Genomic DNA, 17,659 nt, shown 5'->3' on the forward strand with positions numbered 1-17,659 from the left:
CCGGTGGAGCGCATGATGCGCGACGCGAAGATCACCCAGATCTACGAGGGCACCAACCAGGTCCAGCGCATCGTCATGGCACGCAACCTGCCGTAGGACACAGCACACGGGAAGGGGCCCCGCCGGCTCGGCGGGGCCCCTTCTGCGTACGGCTTCTGCGTACGGCTTCTGCGTACGGCTTCTGCGTACGGCTTCTGCGTACGGCGCGAGCGGTCAGTAGCCGCCCGACACCGTCACCTTCTCGTCGTTCTTCAACTCGTTCACCAGCGTCTTCACCCTCGACGTGTCCCACTGGAGGTTGCCGTTGGCGGTGTTGCCGGAGAGCGGCATGTTCATGGACTTGCCGTCGCCGCCCGTGACGCCCTTCATCGCCCAGAACATGGACGCCAGGTCGAACAGGCTCATGTCCTTGTCGACGGTCAGCGTGTCCAGGCCGGCGCCCATCACCGGGTACAGCTTGAAGGGGTTCAGGACCGTCGACGGGGTCGCCGTCTGGTTCGCGAGGGCCGCGAGGAACTTCTGCTGGTTCTTCGTACGGTCCAGGTCGCTGCCCGCGAACGCGTACCGGGTGCGGACGAAGGCCAGGGCCTGCTCGCCATTGAGGGTCTGCGTGCCCGCCTTGAAGTCGGCGCCGGAGTTCTTGTCCTTGAACGCCTTCGGGATGTCCATCTCGACGCCGCCGACCGCGTCGACGATCTTGGCGAAACCGGCGAAGCCGATCTCCGCGTAGTGGTCGATGTGCAGGCCGGTGTTGTACTCGACGGTGCGGACCAGCAGCTCGGGGCCGTCCTCCGCGTACGCCGCGTTCAGCTTCACCTGGCGGCCGGTGCCCTGGTAGACCTTGCCGGACTCGGAGCCCTTGAAGGTGGGGATCACCACGTTCGAGTCGCGGGGCAGCGAGACCAGCGTGTTCCCGTTGTCACCGACGTGCAGGATCATCATCGAGTCCGTGCGCTTGCCCGCGGCCGAGCCGGTGTGGAGCTCCTTCTTCTCCGCGGAGGTCATGCCCTCGCGGCTGTCGGAGCCGACGATCAGGTAGTTCGTGCCCTCGCCCGCCGCGGGCCGGTCGATGACCTTCGACAGGTCCACGTCCCGCTTGAGCTTGGAATCGGCCCAGAAGTACGTGCCGACCGAGACCGCGAGCAGGACCACGACGAGGGTGAGCGAGCCGACCTTTATTCGGCGCCGCCAGTTCGGCCTGGGGCGTGTGGTGCCGTAGCCGTATCCGTCGTCGTCACCGCCGCCCCGGTGGCCGCCGCCCGAGCCGCCGTAGACCTGGCCCGTGTTGTAGCCGCTGTCGTAGGCGTCGCCGTACCCGTCCTGGTACCGCTCGCCGTCTCCGTACGCGGGCTGGGCCGGGACTCCGCCGCGCGGCGGGGCCGACGGCCGGGGGCCGGGGACCTGGCCGCGCTGAACATGACGCATCCGGCGGGCGCTTTCGGGTTCTGCGCTCGCGCTGCCGCGTCCGTAGCGGTCGCCGCCGCTGTCACGGGTGTCGCCGGTCCATCCGCCTGGCCAATCGCTCATGCCGCCAAGTGTGCAGTCTCGGGCTGTGTGCCCCACAAGGTCACGTGGAAAATCACACCAGGGCTGTTGCAGAGCTGACACATATACGTCCGGCATAAGGTGGAGGCCATGACAGACCAGGCCCACGCCCCGGAATCCGAAATTCCGGGCGTTGTTCCGGGCAAGCCGACATCGGCCTCCCGCACCACACTGAGCCACATCATGACCCACAACGACACCAACCTCCTCGGCACGGTGCACGGTGGCGTGATCATGAAACTGGTGGACGACGCCGCCGGCGCGGTCGCCGGACGGCACTCCGGCGGGCCCGCGGTCACCGCGTCGATGGACGAGATGGCGTTCCTGGAGCCGGTCCGGGTGGGCGATCTGGTGCATGTGAAGGCGCAGGTCAACTGGGTCGGCCGGACCTCGATGGAGGTCGGCGTCCGGATCATGGCCGAGCGCTGGAACGAGTCGGCCCCCGCCCAGCAGGTCGGCTCCGCGTATCTCGTCTTCACGGCCGTCGACGCCGACGGCAAGCCCCGCGTCGTACCGCCGGTGATCCCCGAGACCGAGCGCGACAAGCGCCGCTACCAGGAGGCGCAGATCCGGCGCACACACCGGCTGGCGCGCCGCCGCGCCATCAAGGAGCTGCGCGACCAGCGGGCCGCCGAGGGCTTCGAGGACTGAGTCGCCGGGCCGGCGGTGTGATCAGGGGCATACGGCTGCGATCAGTGGACATACGGCTGTGATCAGGGGCATACGACCTGGTCACCGGTGACCGTCGAAGGCTTGTCCGGCTCCAGCTCCTCCTCCTCGGCGCGCACCGGCCTGACCTCCTTGAAGTCCGTTCCGGCGATCACCGTCAGCGTCGAGCCCTGGCCCTTGACGGGGCGCAGCACGCTGCCGGGCAGCGCCGTCGCGAGGGCCTTCGCCGAGCGGTCCCAGCCCGGGTCGTACGTGACGATCGTGCGCTTCACGGTCCGGTGCTTCGAGTTCACCGGCGTCTTGGTCGTGACGAAGCCGGCGGCGCGCAGGGCGCTGTCGACGCGGCGGCCCAGGCCCGGCACGGCCGTGCCGTTCTCGACCTGCACCCGGATCTGCTGGGGTGCGATATCGACGAGCGTCGCCCGCGGTTTTGTGCTGGGTGCGGTCAGCGGCTTGTCCTCGCGCAGTGCCTCGAAGATCTTGTCGGCCTTGGCGGTGTCCCACTTCAGGGTCTGGCCGATGTCCTTCAGCTGCTCGTACCCGCTGATCGGCACCGTCGTGAACTCCGACGACTTGGGTGAGAAGTTCCGCATCGCATTCCCCAGCGCGAGCATCTCGTTCGCGCCGAAACCCTTGTCCGCACGCATCGAGCCGAGCACGGCCCGGGAGACGTCGCGGAACTTCACCGGGTTCAGCAGGACGTCGGTCGAGGTGGCCTTGGCGATCACCGCGACCAGGAAGCGCTGCTGGCGCTGCATACGGCTCAGGTCGGAGCCCGCGTCGACGTACCGGGAGCGCACGTACTGCAGGGCCTCGCCGCCGTCCAGGGTGTGGGTGCCGGGGGAGAGGTCGAGCCCCGTGTGCGAATCGACGAGCGGTTTCGACGTGCAGATCTGCACACCGCCGAGTGCGTCCACGGCCTTCATGAAGCTGGTGAAGTCGACCTCGAGATAGTGGTCGATCTTGAGGTGCGTCATGTTCTCCACCGTGCGGACGGTGAGCTGCGGACCGCCCTCCGCGTACGCCGCGTTGATCTTGACCGGGTGGGAGTGGTGCTTCATGCCGGTGGTCTCGTCGATGTGCGGAGGCAGCTCGGCGTACGAGTCGCGCGGCAGGCTCACGACGCTGGCGTGCTTCCGGTCCTGCGAGATGTGCACGATCATGATCGTGTCCGTGCAGTGGCAGGGGGCGCCGCCCAGCCGGTACTTCGCCTTGTCCTCCCAGGAGATCTTGTCGCGCTCGTCCGTGCCGACCAGCAGGAGGTTCATGCCGTGGCCCGGGGCGGGCCTGTCCTTCATGTCCTTGAAGGGGTCGACCCGCTCGATCACTCCCTTGTCCACGCTGGTGACCAGCGCATGCCCGATCCCGGCCGAGGCCAGCACCACCACCGAGAGCGTGGTCACCGCCCGCATGGCCCACCGCGGCCGCCGCCCGCGCCGCCCCGTCTCCGGGTGCTCGGGTGCCGGTGCGGGCCGCCTGGTGCGCGACGGCTGCGGCTGCGGCCGCGGACGGCGCTGCGGACGAGCGGGCGGGCTGGACGGCGTGGGCACGAGGTGGTACCTCCGCAGTACGGTCCGGAGACCGAGACGGGCCGGGTGATCCCGAGCACGGTACGGCGATACGAAATGCGGCCTGCGGTATTGAGCCGGACGGCGCGCCTCCCTGTCCCCCGTTCGCGGTAACGTGGCCCTCCGATGTGCACATCCCGGGGCCCTGACGTCGGCGATTGCCGCCGCGGACCCCGGACCCAGGCCGGTACCCCCAACGTGACGCAGGAAGACATGACCCTCCCTCCCGCCGTATCCGTGATCATGCCCGTCCTCGACGAGGAGCGGCATCTGCGCGGAGCCGTCCACGCCATCCTCGCGCAGGAGTACGACGGTGAGATGGAGGTGGTCATCGCGCTCGGCCCGTCCGCGGACCGTACCGACGAGATCGCCGCCGAGCTGGTACGCGAGGACCCCCGCGTGCACACGGTCCCGAACCCCACGGGCCGCACCCCCGCCGCGCTGAACGCGGCGATCAAGGCGTCCCGGCACCCGATCGTGGTGCGCGTCGACGGTCACGGCATGCTCTCGCCGAACTACATCGCGACCGCCGTCCGCCTCCTGGAGGAGACGGGCGCGCAGAACGTGGGCGGCCTCATGCACGCCGAGGGCGAGAACGACTGGGAGCACGCGGTCGCGGCCGCCATGACCTCCAAGATCGGCGTCGGCAACGCGGCCTTCCACACGGGCGGTGAGGCGAGCCCCGCCGAGACCGTGTACCTGGGCGTCTTCCGCCGCGAGGCCCTGGAGCAGCAGGGCGGCTACAACGAGGAGTTCATCCGCGCCCAGGACTGGGAGCTGAACTTCCGTATCCGCGAGGCGGGCGGCCTCATCTGGTTCTCGCCGGAGCTGAAGGTCTCCTACCGCCCGAGGCCGTCGGTGAAGGCCCTCGCCAAGCAGTACAAGGACTACGGCCGCTGGCGCCATGTCGTCGCGCGCTACCACCAGGGCTCGATCAACCTGCGCTACCTCGCGCCGCCGACCGCCGTGTGCGCCATCGCCGCGGGCATCGTGGTGGGCGCCGCGCTCACTCCGTGGGGATTCGTGATCCCCGGCGGCTATCTCGCCGCCATCGCGGCCGGGTCCGTGCCCGCGGGCACGGGCCTGCCGCTGAAGGCCAGGCTGCAGATCCCCGTGGCCCTCGCCACGATGCACATGTCGTGGGGCTGGGGCTTTCTGACCAGCCCGCGGGCGCTGGCGAAGAAGGTCATCGCGTCGCGGCGGCCGGCGGTCGTCAGCGAGGCCTGATCCCGGTCGTCCGGCGGACTCGGCCTCATGCCCGCCGTCCGGCGGCCCTCGGTTCCAGCCGAGAGCCGCCGGAGCCCTGCCCGGTGCCCTACCAGGTGTAGTCGGGGTTCACGTGCATGCAGGCCTTCTTCGCGCCGTTGAGCGCGTCAGCCGACTCCGGTGTCTTGTCGTCGTCCGCCGGTGCCTTGTACGTGTCCCCTGAGCGCCAGTCGGCGCCCACGACCAGCGTGACCCCGGAGACGTCGGTCGACTTCTCCACCGAACTCAGCGGAATTCCGAGGGCCTTGGCGACCGCCTGGGCGTCACCCTCCAGGTCGGCGCTCGGGTAGCGCACGATGGTCTTGTCCTCGGTGAGCAGCACCGACGAGTCGGCCGCAGCCTTGGTGAAGCCCTTGCCGACGAGCAGTTGCGCCACCGTGTTCGCGCGGCCGCTGACCGGGGCGAGCGCGGCCGTGCGCGTGCCGTTCTGGACCTGCACACCGATCTCGTCGTCCGCGGCGGCCGGGTCCTTCGAGACCTGGTCCTTGTCCGACTTCTTCTTGTCCTTGCCGTCCAGGGCGATGTCCTCGCGCACCAGGCGGAACAGCTTGTCGGCGTCGCCGGGCTTCGGGATCACGCGGGCGCCCTGGTACACGTACGGCATCGTGGTCATCGTGATCCGCTTCGGCGCCACCTCCCTCAGCTGTGTGCCGAGGTCGTAGAGCTTCTTCACGGTGCCGAGGCCCTCGTCCACGGTGAGCGCCTTGGTGGCCGTCTCGGCCAGGGCCCGCAGCTGGCCGGGGTTGCTCAGGGTCGCGTTGGCGCGCAACTGGCGGACCAGCGAGTTCATGTACTGGTGCTGGGCCTTGGCACGTGCGATGTCGCTGCCGTCCTCGAAGCCGTAGCGGGTGCGCAGCCACGCGAGGGCCTGCTTGCCCTTGATGGGGGTCGTGCCCTCCTTCAGCTTCAGGCCCGAGCCGTGCCCCTGGGAGTCCTTCGAGTAGATGTTGGCGTCCACGCAGACCGGGACCCCGCCGACCGCGTCCGCCATCGACACCACACCGGAGAAGTCCACCATCACGAAGTGGTCGATATGGATGTCGGTCAGCTTCTCCCAGGTGGCGACCGTGCAGCCGGGACCGCCGCGGCCGAGCGAGTCGTTCGTCATCGTGAGCGAGGTGCTCGCCGGATACACGTGCTTGGTCTTCGGGTCGGTGCACTTGGGGATCTGCAGCAGGGTGTCGCGCGGCATGCTGATCACCGACATGTTGCTGCGGTCGGCGGAGAGGTGCACCAGCATCTGGACGTCCGCCCGGGGGGTGCCGCCGAAGGTGTCCTTGGCACCGCCGAGTTTCTGGTTCTCCTTGGTGTCCCGTGCGTCCGACCCGATGATCAGGATGTTCAGCGGGGTCTGGCCCGCTGCGTTCGCCTTCGCCTTGGCGGGCCTGTCCTTCGCGTCGCCGAGGTTCAGGTCTTCCTTCTTGATGTTGTTGTTCAGGTGCTCGTAGTAGAGATAACCGGCACCCGCGGTGCCGAGTATCAGCACCGACAGAACCGCGGCGAACCAGCGCAGTATCCGGCGTCTGCGGCGCGGCGGCCGCGATCCGCCCGCCCGCCGCCGGCCTCCGCGGCCGTGCCTGCGGTGCCCTCGTGGCTCGGGATCCTCGTCCCCCCGGTCCCGGCCTTCGTAAAGGGTCTCGTCCCAGCCGAGAGCCTCGGCGTCCCGGATGCCCGGTCGCGATCTCTCCCCGCGTACGCTGCCCTGCCTCATGTCGTGCCCTCCCCACCCCTGTGCCGTGTGCGGCACCCCTGTGCCTTGTGCAGCGGCCGCCCTGTTAGACGCAGGACGGCCGCTTCGGGTCACTTGGCGCACACGGTTTTGTCCGCCTGGACGTTCTGGACACCCTCCGTCGCCTTCGACGGATCGTCGGCCGTCACGCCGGCACCCTTGTAGTCCTTGCCGAGTACCAGCCTCATCGCCGGCAGGCCCTGTGAGGTCGTCTCACTCTTGCCCGGCTTCAGCTGGGACGCGGTCAGCCCCATGATGTCGGCGAGCTTGCGGGCCTGGTCGGCCTGGTCGGGCGCGTACTCGAGCGTCGTCGTCTTCTGCGTCGCGTCCGCGTTGCCGAGTTGGCTGGACTTGAGTACGCCCTTGTCGTTCTGCAGCCAGGTGAGGGTTTCCTGGGCGGAACCGGCGGCGGCCCCGCCGTTGTAGATGTTGACCCGGACCTCGGAGGCGGCGGAGCGGGAGCCCTTGAGACGGGCGGCCACCTTCGCCTTCTCCTGCTTCTTCACCTTGGTGAGCGAGATGTCTTCCTTCATATAGGTGAAGAGAGTCTTCGCCTTCGACTCGATGAGCGACACCGTCGCGCCGTCGCTGTTGTCGACGACCGGCGCCGTGGCGAAGGTGAGGTTCTTGGTGTTGACCTTGCCGATCTCCTGGCCCAGAGCGGCGAGCTTCTTGATGTCCGCGATCTTGGAGTCGACCGTCAGCGCCTTGGTGCCCGCCTCCGCGAGTTTGAGCATCTTCGACGGGCTCGTGAGCGTGTCGTTCGACTTGAGCTTGCGCATCAGCGAGCTGAGGAACTGCTGCTGCAGCTGGATACGGCTCAGGTCACCGCCGAATCCCACGGAATGGCGCGTACGGACGAAGGCGAGCGCCTGGTCGCCCTCGATGGTGTGCTTGCCCTTGGAGAGCTTGAGGTGCGAGTCCGGGTCGTTTATGTCCTTGGCCAGACACACCTCCACGCCGCCGACCGCGCTCGACAGCGTCTTCACCGCGTTGAAGTCGGCCACCATGAAGTGGTCGATCTTCAGGCCGGTGATCTCGGTGACCGTGCGCTCCGTGCAGCTCGGAGTGCGGCCCTCCTGGCCGAGGCTCTGGTTGAAGCGGGTCTGCGAGGTGCCCGGGATGTCCTTGGTGGTGCCGTCCTTCTGCGTGGTCGGGCAGTCGGGGATGTCCACGATCAGATCGCGCGGAATGCTCAACGCGGTCGCGTTCGTACGGTCCTTGGAGACGTGGAGCAGGATCGTGGTGTCCGCGTGGCCGAGGCTGCCGGCATCGCCGTAGCCCTCGTTGCCCTTGCCGGTCCGCTTGTCGGTGCCGATCAGCAGGACGTTGATCGCCCGGTCCTTGCTGAAACCGCCGGTGCCCGCGCCGTCGTCGGGGATGGCGGTGATGTTGTTGTTGAGGTGCTGGTAGTAGAGGTACGCGGCCCCCACGGTGCCGACGAGGACGAAGGCCATGATGCCGCCGGTCCAGATCAGCGCCTTCTTCGCCTTCGACTTCTTCGGCCGGCCCTTGCGGCGGCTCGGGGCCGGCTCGGGCGCACGCCGCCTGCGCGGTCCCGGCACCTCGGGGCCCGGAGCCGGCGGATCGTCCCGGACGGGCGCGCCACGCCCTCGCCGGCCGGTGGAGGCGCCTGCGGGGGAACGGACCTGGGAGCCGGGAGCGGTGCCGGATCTGCGGGGGCCGGGGACGGCCGACTGCCCAGCGGAAGGGCTCAGTCGCAGTTCGTAGTCACCGGTGTCGGGGTTGAGTACCCACTGGTCTGCGGGGTCGATGTCGTCCGCCCGCCAACGGCCTTGCGCGTCCACGGTTTCTTGAGTCCTCCGTCGGGGCCACGCGGCGCCTTTCCCCCCTCAAAAAGGCGCTCGGTCAGTCGGTGAAACAGTGCGCGACCTCGTGGCCTGATGCACCGGACCGCTCACACTATCCGCCCAGTTCAGCGTGGAGCGACGTCGGTGACAAATTCCACGTCCCTACAACCGGGCAATCCGGTGCAATTCCAAGAAGACATTTTCACGTGGTTGGCGAGCGCTTTACCCGCAGGTGCCGTCGGCTGCCGTGTTCCCACGAAATGTGGAGGGCGGGTTCGTGGCCCCTTCGTCCGCTTCCTCCTTGTCCGACCGGGGTGCAACGGCCACCGGTTCGTCCCTGCGGAGCTGTTCGAAGAGGTGTTCTGCGGCAGGTTCGATCAGTTGGTCCCGGTTTACGTTGTATGCGTAGGGTGCCCGGGGAACCGTAAGGAACTGCACGCGTTCCGTGGGGATGTCGCGCATGCTGCGTACCAACTCGTAAAGACCGCGCAGGCTTGCCAGACCCGGATCCGTCGTCAGCGACGAGGTCGCCGCGTCCAGCACGGGATAGAGCTTCACCGGATTGAGCAGCACGTCATTGCTCTGCAGCTTGTTGACGACCGCGGCGAGAAACTGCTGCTGGCGGTCCATGCGGTCGGTGTCGCTGCCGTTGCCGAGGCTCTTTCGCGCGCGTACGTAACCGAGGGCCTCTTCGCCGCTCAGCCGGTGCCGGCCCGCGTCCAGTTTCACCTGGGCGTCCGGGTCGTCGATCGGCTCCGTGAGGCACATGTCCACGCCGCCCAGCGCATCGACCATCTTCGTGAAGCCGCCGAAGTCCACGACCATGTGGTGGTCGATGCGTATGTCCGTGAGCTTCTCGACGGTCCGGATCGTGCAGGCCGAACCGCCCGCTTCGAAGGCGTAGTTGAACATCGCGAACACCGGGGCGGTGCTGGTGCCGTCCGGCTTGTGGCAGCTGGGCACGTCGACCATCAGGTCGCGCGGTATGGAGACGGCGGTCGCGCTCTGCCGGTCGGCGGAGAGGTGCAGCAGGATCGTGGTGTCGGAGCGCGCGGTGCCCGAGTCCCGGCCGTACTTGCTGTTGCCCTGGCCCGCGCGAGTGTCGGAGCCGATCACAAGTATGTTCTGCGCGCCCTGCACCAACTGCGTCGGACGCTCCTTCTCGTACCGCTTGAGCTCCTCGGCCGCCTGCATGTCCTTGGTGATGTTGCCGTCGAGCTTCTCGTACACCGCCCATCCGGTGCCGCCCGCGACGAGTACGAAGGCGGCCGTGCCCCAGGCGGTGCGCCGCAGCCACCGCTTCCGCCGCTGCCGTGCCCGCCCGCCCGCGGCGGACGCGCCTGCGCCCGGGCCCAGCGTGGACCGCCGTGCGGCCGCGTGTCGCTCAGGGCCGGGCGTGGGCTGTGCCGACCCCGTCGACCCAGGCGTTTCGCCGTCCGGTTGATCAGCTCCGGAAGGCGTGCCGGCGGTGTCGGTCACGACTGCCTCCGCCCCTCGTGGCGTCCCCTGGCGTAGGTGGTGCTTCTACGACCATGACCCGGGGCGGCGGTGGGGGCCTGTGGATCAGGGTTTCCACTGGGCCGAACGGGTTACGGGTCCGGAGGGTCCGCATCGGTCCGGAGGGCCCCTACCAGCCCGTCCGGCGTTTGAGGAGGAGCCCGAAGGGCGATCGGGGGCGTGGGGCGGGCGTCAGCGCGCCGTCGTGGTCACTCGCTCGCTCTCGATCCGCTTCTCGAGCCCCTCCGCGCCGAGCCGGTCCACGTGCCGGCACAGGACGACGGAGCCGCCCGTCGCCAGCGGCGCGTACAGCCCGGCGCTCAGCCCCTCCCACGTGTCGTACGGCAGCGTGGACAGCAGGCGCGACCCGGGCCCTGTCAGCCCGAGACCGGCCGCGTCGCCGAGCGCGCGCTCGACCACCTCGGCGCCCGACAGCTCCGCCCCGGCGACGATCAGCGCGGGGTCCTCCGGGGACACCGGCGCGTACGGTGCGAAGCGGTCGCCCTGGCCCGGTACCTCTACCGCGTAGTCCATGAACCCTGCGGGCGGCTGCGGGAACCGGCCGCCGAGCGGGCGCAGCGCCAGCGCGACGCGCTCGCCGGAGCAGGTACGTGCCGCGTCGAGTGAGTCGGGACCGCTGACGACGAGATCGGCGGCCGACGGGTCGCCGCCGACATCCGCGAGGACGCCCACCGACGAGCAGGCCAGCAGCCACACCGCCGTCTGCCAGTGCGCGGGCAGCAGCAGCGCGAGCCGGTCGCCGGGCTCGGCCGCGAGGTCGCCCTGCAGCAGATTGGCCGTCTTCGCCACCCAATTGGCGAAGGTGGCGACGGACAATTCGACGCGCTCGCCGGTGGCGTCGTCGTAGAAGGTCACCAAGGGGCGCGCCGGGTCCGCGGCGAGCGCGGATCGCAGCAGGTCGGCAGGGGTGCGATCGGTGGCGTTCACGCCGCAAGGTTACGCGTCGCGAGGGTGGGGCCGTGCGCCCGGCCGGGGGATCGCGGGTCCTGCGGTTGATTATTTTCAGCCGACGGGCCGTCAGCTGTACATAGACAGACATATCTGGCTATGTACAACATCACCTGCATGCGTGGAATCCTTGCCTCCTCCGTCGGTGTCGCATGCGCGACAGCTCTCGCCCTTCCTCTCGCTCTTCCCTCCTTCGGCGTACAGGCCGTCATCGCCTTCCCGCTGGGGGCCGATCCCGTGTCTCCCGCTCGCGGCGCCGAACAGGGGTCGTCCGGTCCTGCGGCGGACCGTCCCGCTGTGCCTCTTCCCGGCCTCGGTCCAGCGGCTGCCGTCCCCGGAGGCCGGGGGGCGGCGGGTGCGCCGGCCGCCCGGTCGCCTTCGGCCGGCGCCCAAGACCCGCCCGAGGACTCCATCCCGGGCAGCACCCAGTCACTGCCGCTCGCGCCTCTGCCCTCCGCCCGCTCCTTCGGCCAGCGTGCACGTTCCCTGGGTTTCGCCGCCGGTTCGTTCGGTATCCGGGCCGCCGCTCAGGGCCTGCCGGAGCGCACTGTCCGGCGCTTCTCGCTCGTGGGCGTCGTCTGGGACGACCCGGACACCGAACTGCACGGCCGGGTCCAGGTGCGCACCCGGTCCACCGGGACCACCACCTGGTCCGACTGGCAGGACCTGGACACCCACAACTCCGAGCACGCCGCCGACGACGGGAGCGCCGAGCGGGATTCGCGGAGGGTACGCGGGTCAACCGCACCGCTGTGGGTGGGTGATTCGGACGGTGTGGAGGTCCGCGTCAGCCCGGAGACCCCGGCCGAAGGACCTGACGCGGAGCACGGCACACAGCTCCCCGATGGCATGCACCTCGAACTCGTCGACCCCGGCGACGCGGCGTCCACAGACAAGTCGTCCGCGGCCTTCAGGGGCGCCACGCGCCACGTACCGCTCACCCCCGAGCAGACCGCGTCCGCCGCCGCCAACGCGGACCTCGCCCCCCTCGGCGGCGACGTCATCCAGGCGCTCAGCGGAAACCAGGCCCGGGACGGACTCGTCGCCGCCCGGAGCAGGGCCGGCACCGCAGGCGCGAATCCCTACATCGGCCCCCGCCCGCGCATCATCACGCGCAAGGGCTGGCGGGCGGACGAGAAGCTCCGAGAGCGCAAGTTCCTCTATACGAAGACCGTGCGGGCGGCGTTCGTGCACCACACCGCAACCGGCAACAACTACCGCTGCTCACAAGCCCCTTCAGTCATTCGCAGTATTTATCGCTACCACGTCAAGAGCAACGGCTGGCGTGACATCGGCTACAACTTCCTCGTCGACAAGTGCGGAAACATCTACGAGGGCCGCGCCGGGGGCGTGGACAAACCCGTCATGGGCGCACACACGCTCGGTTTCAACACCAACAGCATGGGCATCGCCGTCCTCGGGACCTTCACCAGATCGAAGCCGCCCGCCGCTGCCGTCACGGCCGTGGCCAGGCTGACCGCATGGAAGCTCGGTCTTTTCGGTGCCGATCCGCGGAGCACGACGGTTCTCACGTCAGGCGGCAGCAACAAGTACAAGAAGGGCAGGAAGGTGAGATTCCGAGTGATCTCAGGGCATCGGGACGGTTTCTTCACCGAGTGCCCGGGTGCGGCCCTCTACGGTCAGCTCAACCGGATCCGGCAGGCCTCGGCCCGCTACCAGGGCCGTTGAACTGGGACGCCCGAACAGAACAGGTGCTCGGGCCGACCGCACGGGCTGCATAGACTGGCCGGCCGAAAGAGATTTCGGCCGGCCCCAGCAGGAAGCAGAGACGACAGGTGACTGAAGCGATCCTCCTGGTCGGCGGCAAGGGCACACGGCTGCGTCCGCTCACGGTCAACACCCCGAAACCGATGGTCCCGGCGGCGGGTGTCCCGTTCCTCACCCACCAACTGGCTCGCGCAAGAGCCGCGGGCGTCGAGCACATCGTCCTGGCGACCTCATATCTGGCCGAGGTCTTCGAGCCGTACTTCGGCGATGGCTCGCGGCTCGGACTGCATCTGGAGTACGTCACCGAACGCGAGCCGCTGGGCACGGGCGGCGCGATCCGCAACGTCGCGTCGCACCTGCGCTCGGGCCCCGACGACCCGGTGCTGATCTTCAACGGCGACATCCTGACCGGTCTGGACATCCCCGCCCTGGTCTCGGTGCACGAGTCCTCGGGCGCGGACGTCTCCCTGCACCTCACGCGGGTCGAGGACCCTCGGGCGTACGGCCTCGTCCCCACCGACGCCGCCGGGCGCGTGACCGCCTTCCTGGAGAAGCCGCAGACGCCCGAGGAGATCGTCACCGACCAGATCAACGCGGGCGCGTATGTCTTCCGCCGCTCGGTCATCGACACGATCCCCGCGGACCGTCCCGTCTCGGTGGAACGCGAGACGTTCCCCGGCCTGCTGGCCTCAGGGGCGCACCTCCAGGGCATGGTCGACTCCACGTACTGGCTGGACCTCGGCACCCCCCAGGCCTTCGTACGCGGCTCCGCCGACCTCGTCCTCGGCCGGGCTCCCTCGCCGGCGGTCCCGGGCCGCCGCGGCGACCGGCTGGTGCTGCCGTCGGCCCGGGTGGCGTCCGACGCCAAGCTGACCGGGGGCACGGTGATCGGTGAGAACGCCCTGATCGGCGAGGGTGCCCGGATCTCCGGCAGCACGGTCCACGCAGGCGCCGTCGTCGAACCGGGCGCGGTCATCACGGACTCCCTCATCGGCGCCGGAGCCCGCATCGGCGCCCGTACGGTCCTCTCGGGCGTGGTCGTGGGCGACGGCGCGACCATCGGCGCCGACAACGAACTGAGGGAGGGCGTACGGGTGTGGTGCAACGCAGAACTCCCACCCGCCGCAGTCCGCTTCTCATCAGACCAGTAAGTCTCGTACCGCGTTCCGCAGGGCTGGGGGCACCTCCCGGCGCCAGCTGGGGGAGGGTGGGCACAAACGCCCCACGGCCCGCACCCGACCGCGACCCGGGGCCGGGGGGGGGCGAAGCCCCAGTTCTCGGGAAGGGGCGGGCTGGGGGAGAAAACACCGCATACCCTCAGAGGGCACAGGACAACCCCGAGGACACCCGTGGCAGGCCGTTTCACTCCCCGCCCTACCGTCACCCGCACAACACTGCGCGGCGGCGACACCGCCATGCCCCCAGCCCGCGGGGGCCTGAACCCCGCAGGAAGCGCCCCCGCAGGGCTCCCGCATCAGAGGCCTGCCCCCCGAACCCGCCGCTGGACCCCACCGGCCCCCCTGGATCTGGCCCTCGTGCTGGGCCCCCTCCGCAGAGGCCCGGGCGACCCGACCTTCAGGCCCGCACCCGACGGCTCCATCTGGCGGGCGAGCCGCACACCGCAGGGCCCCGGAACCCTCCGGGTGTCCCTGCACCCGGACACGGCCGAGGCCGAAGGGGAGGCGTGGGGCCCGGGCGCCGAATGGCTGCTGGATCAACTCCCGTGCATGCTGGGTGAGTCGGACGACCCGTCGGCCTTCACGCCCCGCCACCGCCTCCTCGCCCTCACCGAGCGCCGACGGCAGGGCCTTCGCCTCACCCGTACCGGCCTGGTCATGGAGTCCCTGATCCCGTCGATCCTGGAGCAGAAGGTCACGACGGACGAGGCGTACCGCGCGTGGCGGCTGCTGGTACGCAGGTTCGGCGAACCGGCTCCGGGCCCGGCCCCCGAACGCATGTACGTGATGCCGGACCCGCGCACCTGGGCGCTGATCCCGTCCTGGGAGTGGCACCGCGCGGGCGTCGACAACAAGCGCGCCTCGACCATCCTGCGCGCGGTCCGGGTCGCCCGGCGGCTGGAGGAGGCGGCGGCCATGGAACCCGCGAAGGCCCAGGCCCGCCTGGAACTGATCCCCGGCATCGGCCCCTGGACGTCCGCCGAGACCGTGCAGCGAAGCAACGGCGCCCCGGACGCGGTCACCGTCGGCGACCTGCATCTCCCCGGCATCGTCGGCTACGCCCTGGTCGGCGAGCGGGACGCGGACGACGCGAGGATGCTGGAACTGCTCGAGCCGTACGCCGAGCAGGGCCAGCGGCACCGCGCGGCCCGGCTGATCCTGCTCAGCGGCCATGCCCCGCCGCGCAGGATGCCCCGCATGCCGCGCGGCGACATCGCGGCACTCTGACGCCCTGAAGGGGCGCGGGGCTGTGTCGATATGCGGCTCCGCCGCGTGGGCGCGACCAGCCACGATGGTGCCGCACACGGTCGACGGCACATCGCGGCACTTCCAGCGGAGCGCTCAGCGCACCGCTATGAAGTCCGCCGCCGCACGCGCGGGCCGCGCCTTCGGCGGTTCCGCCGCGTGTCCCACGGCCACCGCTCCCATCGGGTCCCAGCCCTCCGGCAGCTCGAGGACCTCGCGTACGACCTCGCGGCAGAACATCGTCGACGACACCCAGGCGGAGCCGAGCCGCTCGCCGGCCAGCGCGACCAGGAAGTTCTGCACGCCCGCGCCGGCCGCGACGACGAACATCTCGCGCTCGGCGCCGTCCCGGCGCGGATCGCCGTAGGTGTGCGCGCCGTCGGTCACGAGGCAGGGCACCACCAGGTAGGGCGCGTTGCGCAGCACGTCACCGCGCCGGACGCGCTTGGCGATGGACTCCTCGGACTTGCCGTCGCGTCGCAGATCGGCGATCCAGGCGTCCCGCATCGCGTCGAGCAGCCGTGTACGCGACTTGGGCGACTCGAGCAGCACGAAGCGCCACGGCGTCGTGTGGTGCGGCGCAGGCGCGGTCACGGCGGCCGCGACGGCGCGCCGGACCGCGCCCGGGTCCACCGGCTCGTCCGTGAAGCCGCGGACGGTACGCCGCTGGGTCACCGCCTCACGCACGGCCTCCGACGTGCCGAGCCGGAACATGTCGTCGCGGGCGACACGGACCATCGCGCGGGCGCCCTCGGCCTCCTCCGCCACGACGTGGGGCAGGCCTCGGACCACCGCGACGGGCAGCCCTTCGGCCTTGCCCTTCACCAGATCCCCCGCGGCGGCCAGCTCGTCCGCCGTGGCGACGACGGTGGCGCTCAGCGGATTGCCGTACGCGTCCGTGCCGCCGCGCAGATCGTCGAGGACGCGCACCCCGGCGGCGCCGATGGCGACATCCGTCAGACCGTTGCGCCAGGGCCGCCCGAAGGTGTCGGTGACGAGCACGCCCACGTCGACTCCGAGCGCGTCGCGCAGCCCGTCACGGACCGCCCGCGCCGACGCGTCGGGGTCCTCGGGCAGCAGCAGAACCGTCCCGGCGGGGGTGTTGGAGGCGTCGACCCCGGCCGCGGCCATCACCAGGCCCTGCCTGTTCTCGACGATACGAAGGGTCCCGCGGCGCGCCACGACGCGTACCGTCTCGGCGTCGATGGCGGCCTCGCGCGAGTCGGCCGCCATGATGCGGCCCTCCGCCTTGGAGACGATCTTCGACGTGACGAGGACGACGTCGCCGTCCGCGAGACCGGGTTCCGCGGCCGCGATCAGCTTGGCCAGCTCGTCGCCCTCACGGACCTCGGGAATCCCGGGCACAGCCCATACCCGGAAGCCCGCCGCACCGGCCCCCGCGCTCGTCATCCGCGGACCTCCTCCGCCAGCGCGAGCGCCTCGCGGGCCATCTGGGCGGCGGCGTCGACGTCGGTCATCATCAGCGGCACCGCGCGGCAGCGGATGCCGGCGGCCTCGACCCGCTCGACGGAGCCCGCGTCGACGGTGTCCACGAGCCAGCCGTCCAGCAGCCCCGAGCCGTAGTGCTCGGCGACCGCGGCGGCGGTGGACTCGACGCCCACTGCGGCGAGGACCTTGTCGGCCATGCCGCGCACGGGCGCGTCGCCGACGATCGGCGAGAGGCCCACGACCGGGACGCCCGCGTCGGCGATCGCCTCGCGGATCCCCGGCACGGAGAGGATCGTGCCGATGCTCACGACGGGGTTGGACGGCGGGAAGAGGACGACGTCCGCCCCGGCGATGGCCTCCAGCACGCCGGGCGCGGGCTTGGCCTGCTCGGCACCGACCAGTACGACCGCCTCGGCGGGCACGGACGCACGCAGCCGCACCCAGTACTCCTGGAAGTGGATGGCCTTGCGCTCGCCATCCAGCTCGACGGCGACATGCGTCTCGACGCGGTCGTCCGACATGGGCAGCAGCCGCACGCCCGGCTTCCACCGGTCGCACAGCGCCTCGGTGACGGCGCTGAGCGGATATCCGGCGCTCAGCATCTGCGTCCGCACGATGTGGGTGGCGAAGTCGCGGTCGCCGAGGCCGAACCACTCGGGCCCGACGCCGTACGCCGCGAGCTCCTCCTTGAGGTGGAACGTCTCGTCCGTACGCCCCCAGCCCTGCTCCTCGTTGATGCCGCCGCCGAGCGTGTACATCACCGTGTCGAGGTCCGGGGAGACCTTCAGGCCGTAGAGATGGATGTCGTCCGCGGTGTTGCCGATGACGGTGATGTCGGCGTCCGGGACGGCCTGCTTGAGACCGCGCAGGAACCGGGCACCACCGATGCCGCCTGCCAGAACCACAATGCGCATGCCGTAAGTCTCGCAGGCGGGTATGACACCGCGTGAGCCGGTTACCGGGCCTTGCCGGACTTCCGGCTCGTGCCGCTCCTCACGGGCGCGG

14 protein-coding genes are annotated in these 17,659 nt (G+C 70.3%); 6 read left to right on the forward strand and 8 right to left on the reverse strand.

The genetic code is table 11. The features are described 5' to 3' along the window. On the forward strand, positions 1 to 96 hold a 96-nt coding region (locus ACWD4J_RS41405), incomplete at its 5' end, for an acyl-CoA dehydrogenase family protein (RefSeq protein WP_157849844.1). Positions 97 to 213: 117 nt separating this feature from the next. Here the strand turns inward: ACWD4J_RS41405 and ACWD4J_RS41410 are convergent. Beyond that, a complete protein-coding gene (locus tag ACWD4J_RS41410; RefSeq protein ID WP_451400721.1) occupies positions 214 to 1,527 on the reverse strand; it encodes an LCP family protein in 1,314 nt (437 codons plus the stop codon). 108 nt (positions 1,528 to 1,635) lie between these two features. On the opposite strand from ACWD4J_RS41410, the gene ACWD4J_RS41415 reads away from it, so the two are divergent. Beyond that, positions 1,636 to 2,196, forward strand: coding sequence for an acyl-CoA thioesterase (locus ACWD4J_RS41415; RefSeq protein ID WP_451400722.1), 561 nt, complete (start codon positions 1,636 to 1,638; stop codon positions 2,194 to 2,196). Positions 2,197 to 2,258: 62 nt separating this feature from the next. Here ACWD4J_RS41415 and ACWD4J_RS41420 read toward each other — a convergent pair whose 3' ends face one another. Further along, positions 2,259 to 3,764, reverse strand: a complete 1,506-nt coding sequence (locus ACWD4J_RS41420; RefSeq protein WP_451400723.1) for an LCP family protein — start codon at positions 3,762 to 3,764, stop codon at positions 2,259 to 2,261. Between the two features lie 231 nt (positions 3,765 to 3,995). Here ACWD4J_RS41420 and ACWD4J_RS41425 point away from each other — a divergent pair, with 231 nt between their 5' ends. Further along, positions 3,996 to 5,009, forward strand: coding sequence for a glycosyltransferase family 2 protein (locus ACWD4J_RS41425; protein WP_451400724.1), 1,014 nt, complete (start codon positions 3,996 to 3,998; stop codon positions 5,007 to 5,009). Positions 5,010 to 5,097: 88 nt separating this feature from the next. Here ACWD4J_RS41425 and ACWD4J_RS41430 read toward each other — a convergent pair whose 3' ends face one another. From ACWD4J_RS41430 to ACWD4J_RS41445, 4 genes are all read right to left on the reverse strand, one after another. Then, complete coding sequence (locus ACWD4J_RS41430) at positions 5,098 to 6,759, reverse strand: LCP family protein (RefSeq protein ID WP_451400725.1); 1,662 nt, start codon at positions 6,757 to 6,759, stop codon at positions 5,098 to 5,100. 89 nt (positions 6,760 to 6,848) lie between these two features. Beyond that, positions 6,849 to 8,585 (reverse strand): LCP family glycopolymer transferase, encoded by a 1,737-nt coding sequence (locus tag ACWD4J_RS41435; protein WP_451400726.1) that lies wholly within the window; start codon positions 8,583 to 8,585, stop codon positions 6,849 to 6,851. A gap of 225 nt (positions 8,586 to 8,810) precedes the next feature. Next, positions 8,811 to 9,944 carry an LCP family protein gene (locus tag ACWD4J_RS41440; protein ID WP_451400746.1) on the reverse strand — a complete coding sequence of 378 codons (1,134 nt, stop codon included), beginning with the start codon at positions 9,942 to 9,944 and terminating at the stop codon, positions 8,811 to 8,813. 333 nt (positions 9,945 to 10,277) lie between these two features. Beyond that, positions 10,278 to 11,033, reverse strand: a complete 756-nt coding sequence (locus ACWD4J_RS41445; RefSeq protein WP_451400727.1) for a TIGR03089 family protein — start codon at positions 11,031 to 11,033, stop codon at positions 10,278 to 10,280. 138 nt (positions 11,034 to 11,171) lie between these two features. Here ACWD4J_RS41445 and ACWD4J_RS41450 point away from each other — a divergent pair, with 138 nt between their 5' ends. From ACWD4J_RS41450 to ACWD4J_RS41460, 3 genes are all read left to right on the forward strand, one after another. Beyond that, entirely contained in the window at positions 11,172 to 12,743 is a 1,572-nt protein-coding gene (locus tag ACWD4J_RS41450) for a peptidoglycan recognition protein family protein (protein ID WP_451400728.1), read from the forward strand. Positions 12,744 to 12,850: 107 nt separating this feature from the next. Beyond that, positions 12,851 to 13,933, forward strand: a complete 1,083-nt coding sequence (locus tag ACWD4J_RS41455) for a sugar phosphate nucleotidyltransferase (protein ID WP_451400729.1) — start codon at positions 12,851 to 12,853, stop codon at positions 13,931 to 13,933. Between the two features lie 198 nt (positions 13,934 to 14,131). Then, a complete protein-coding gene (locus tag ACWD4J_RS41460; RefSeq protein WP_451400730.1) occupies positions 14,132 to 15,187 on the forward strand; it encodes a DNA-3-methyladenine glycosylase family protein in 1,056 nt (351 codons plus the stop codon). Positions 15,188 to 15,301: 114 nt separating this feature from the next. Here the strand turns inward: ACWD4J_RS41460 and ACWD4J_RS41465 are convergent, their stop codons facing one another. Continuing rightward, complete coding sequence (locus ACWD4J_RS41465; RefSeq protein WP_451400731.1) at positions 15,302 to 16,615, reverse strand: coenzyme F420-0:L-glutamate ligase; 1,314 nt, start codon at positions 16,613 to 16,615, stop codon at positions 15,302 to 15,304. Further along, positions 16,612 to 17,568 carry a 2-phospho-L-lactate transferase gene (gene cofD / locus ACWD4J_RS41470; protein WP_451400732.1) on the reverse strand — a complete coding sequence of 319 codons (957 nt, stop codon included), beginning with the start codon at positions 17,566 to 17,568 and terminating at the stop codon, positions 16,612 to 16,614. Before cofD ends, ACWD4J_RS41465 begins: the two co-directional genes overlap by 4 nt. Between the last annotated feature and the right edge of the window lie 91 nt (positions 17,569 to 17,659).

The organism is Streptomyces sp. NPDC002577 (assembly GCF_053594815.1).

What these genes read in the sequence shown, in the direction of transcription:
- cofD (WP_451400732.1), bottom strand. Translation starts at nt 17,568, where the DNA reads ATGCGCATTGTGGTTCTGGCAGGCGGCATCGGTGGTGCCCGGTTCCTG.
- ACWD4J_RS41415 (WP_451400722.1), top strand. Translation starts at nt 1,636, where the DNA reads ATGACAGACCAGGCCCACGCCCCGGAATCCGAAATTCCGGGCGTTGTT.
- ACWD4J_RS41465 (WP_451400731.1), bottom strand. Translation starts at nt 16,615, where the DNA reads ATGACGAGCGCGGGGGCCGGTGCGGCGGGCTTCCGGGTATGGGCTGTG.
- ACWD4J_RS41450 (WP_451400728.1), top strand. Translation starts at nt 11,172, where the DNA reads ATGCGTGGAATCCTTGCCTCCTCCGTCGGTGTCGCATGCGCGACAGCT.
- ACWD4J_RS41425 (WP_451400724.1), top strand. Translation starts at nt 3,996, where the DNA reads ATGACCCTCCCTCCCGCCGTATCCGTGATCATGCCCGTCCTCGACGAG.
- ACWD4J_RS41430 (WP_451400725.1), bottom strand. Translation starts at nt 6,759, where the DNA reads ATGAGGCAGGGCAGCGTACGCGGGGAGAGATCGCGACCGGGCATCCGG.
- ACWD4J_RS41410 (WP_451400721.1), bottom strand. Translation starts at nt 1,527, where the DNA reads ATGAGCGATTGGCCAGGCGGATGGACCGGCGACACCCGTGACAGCGGC.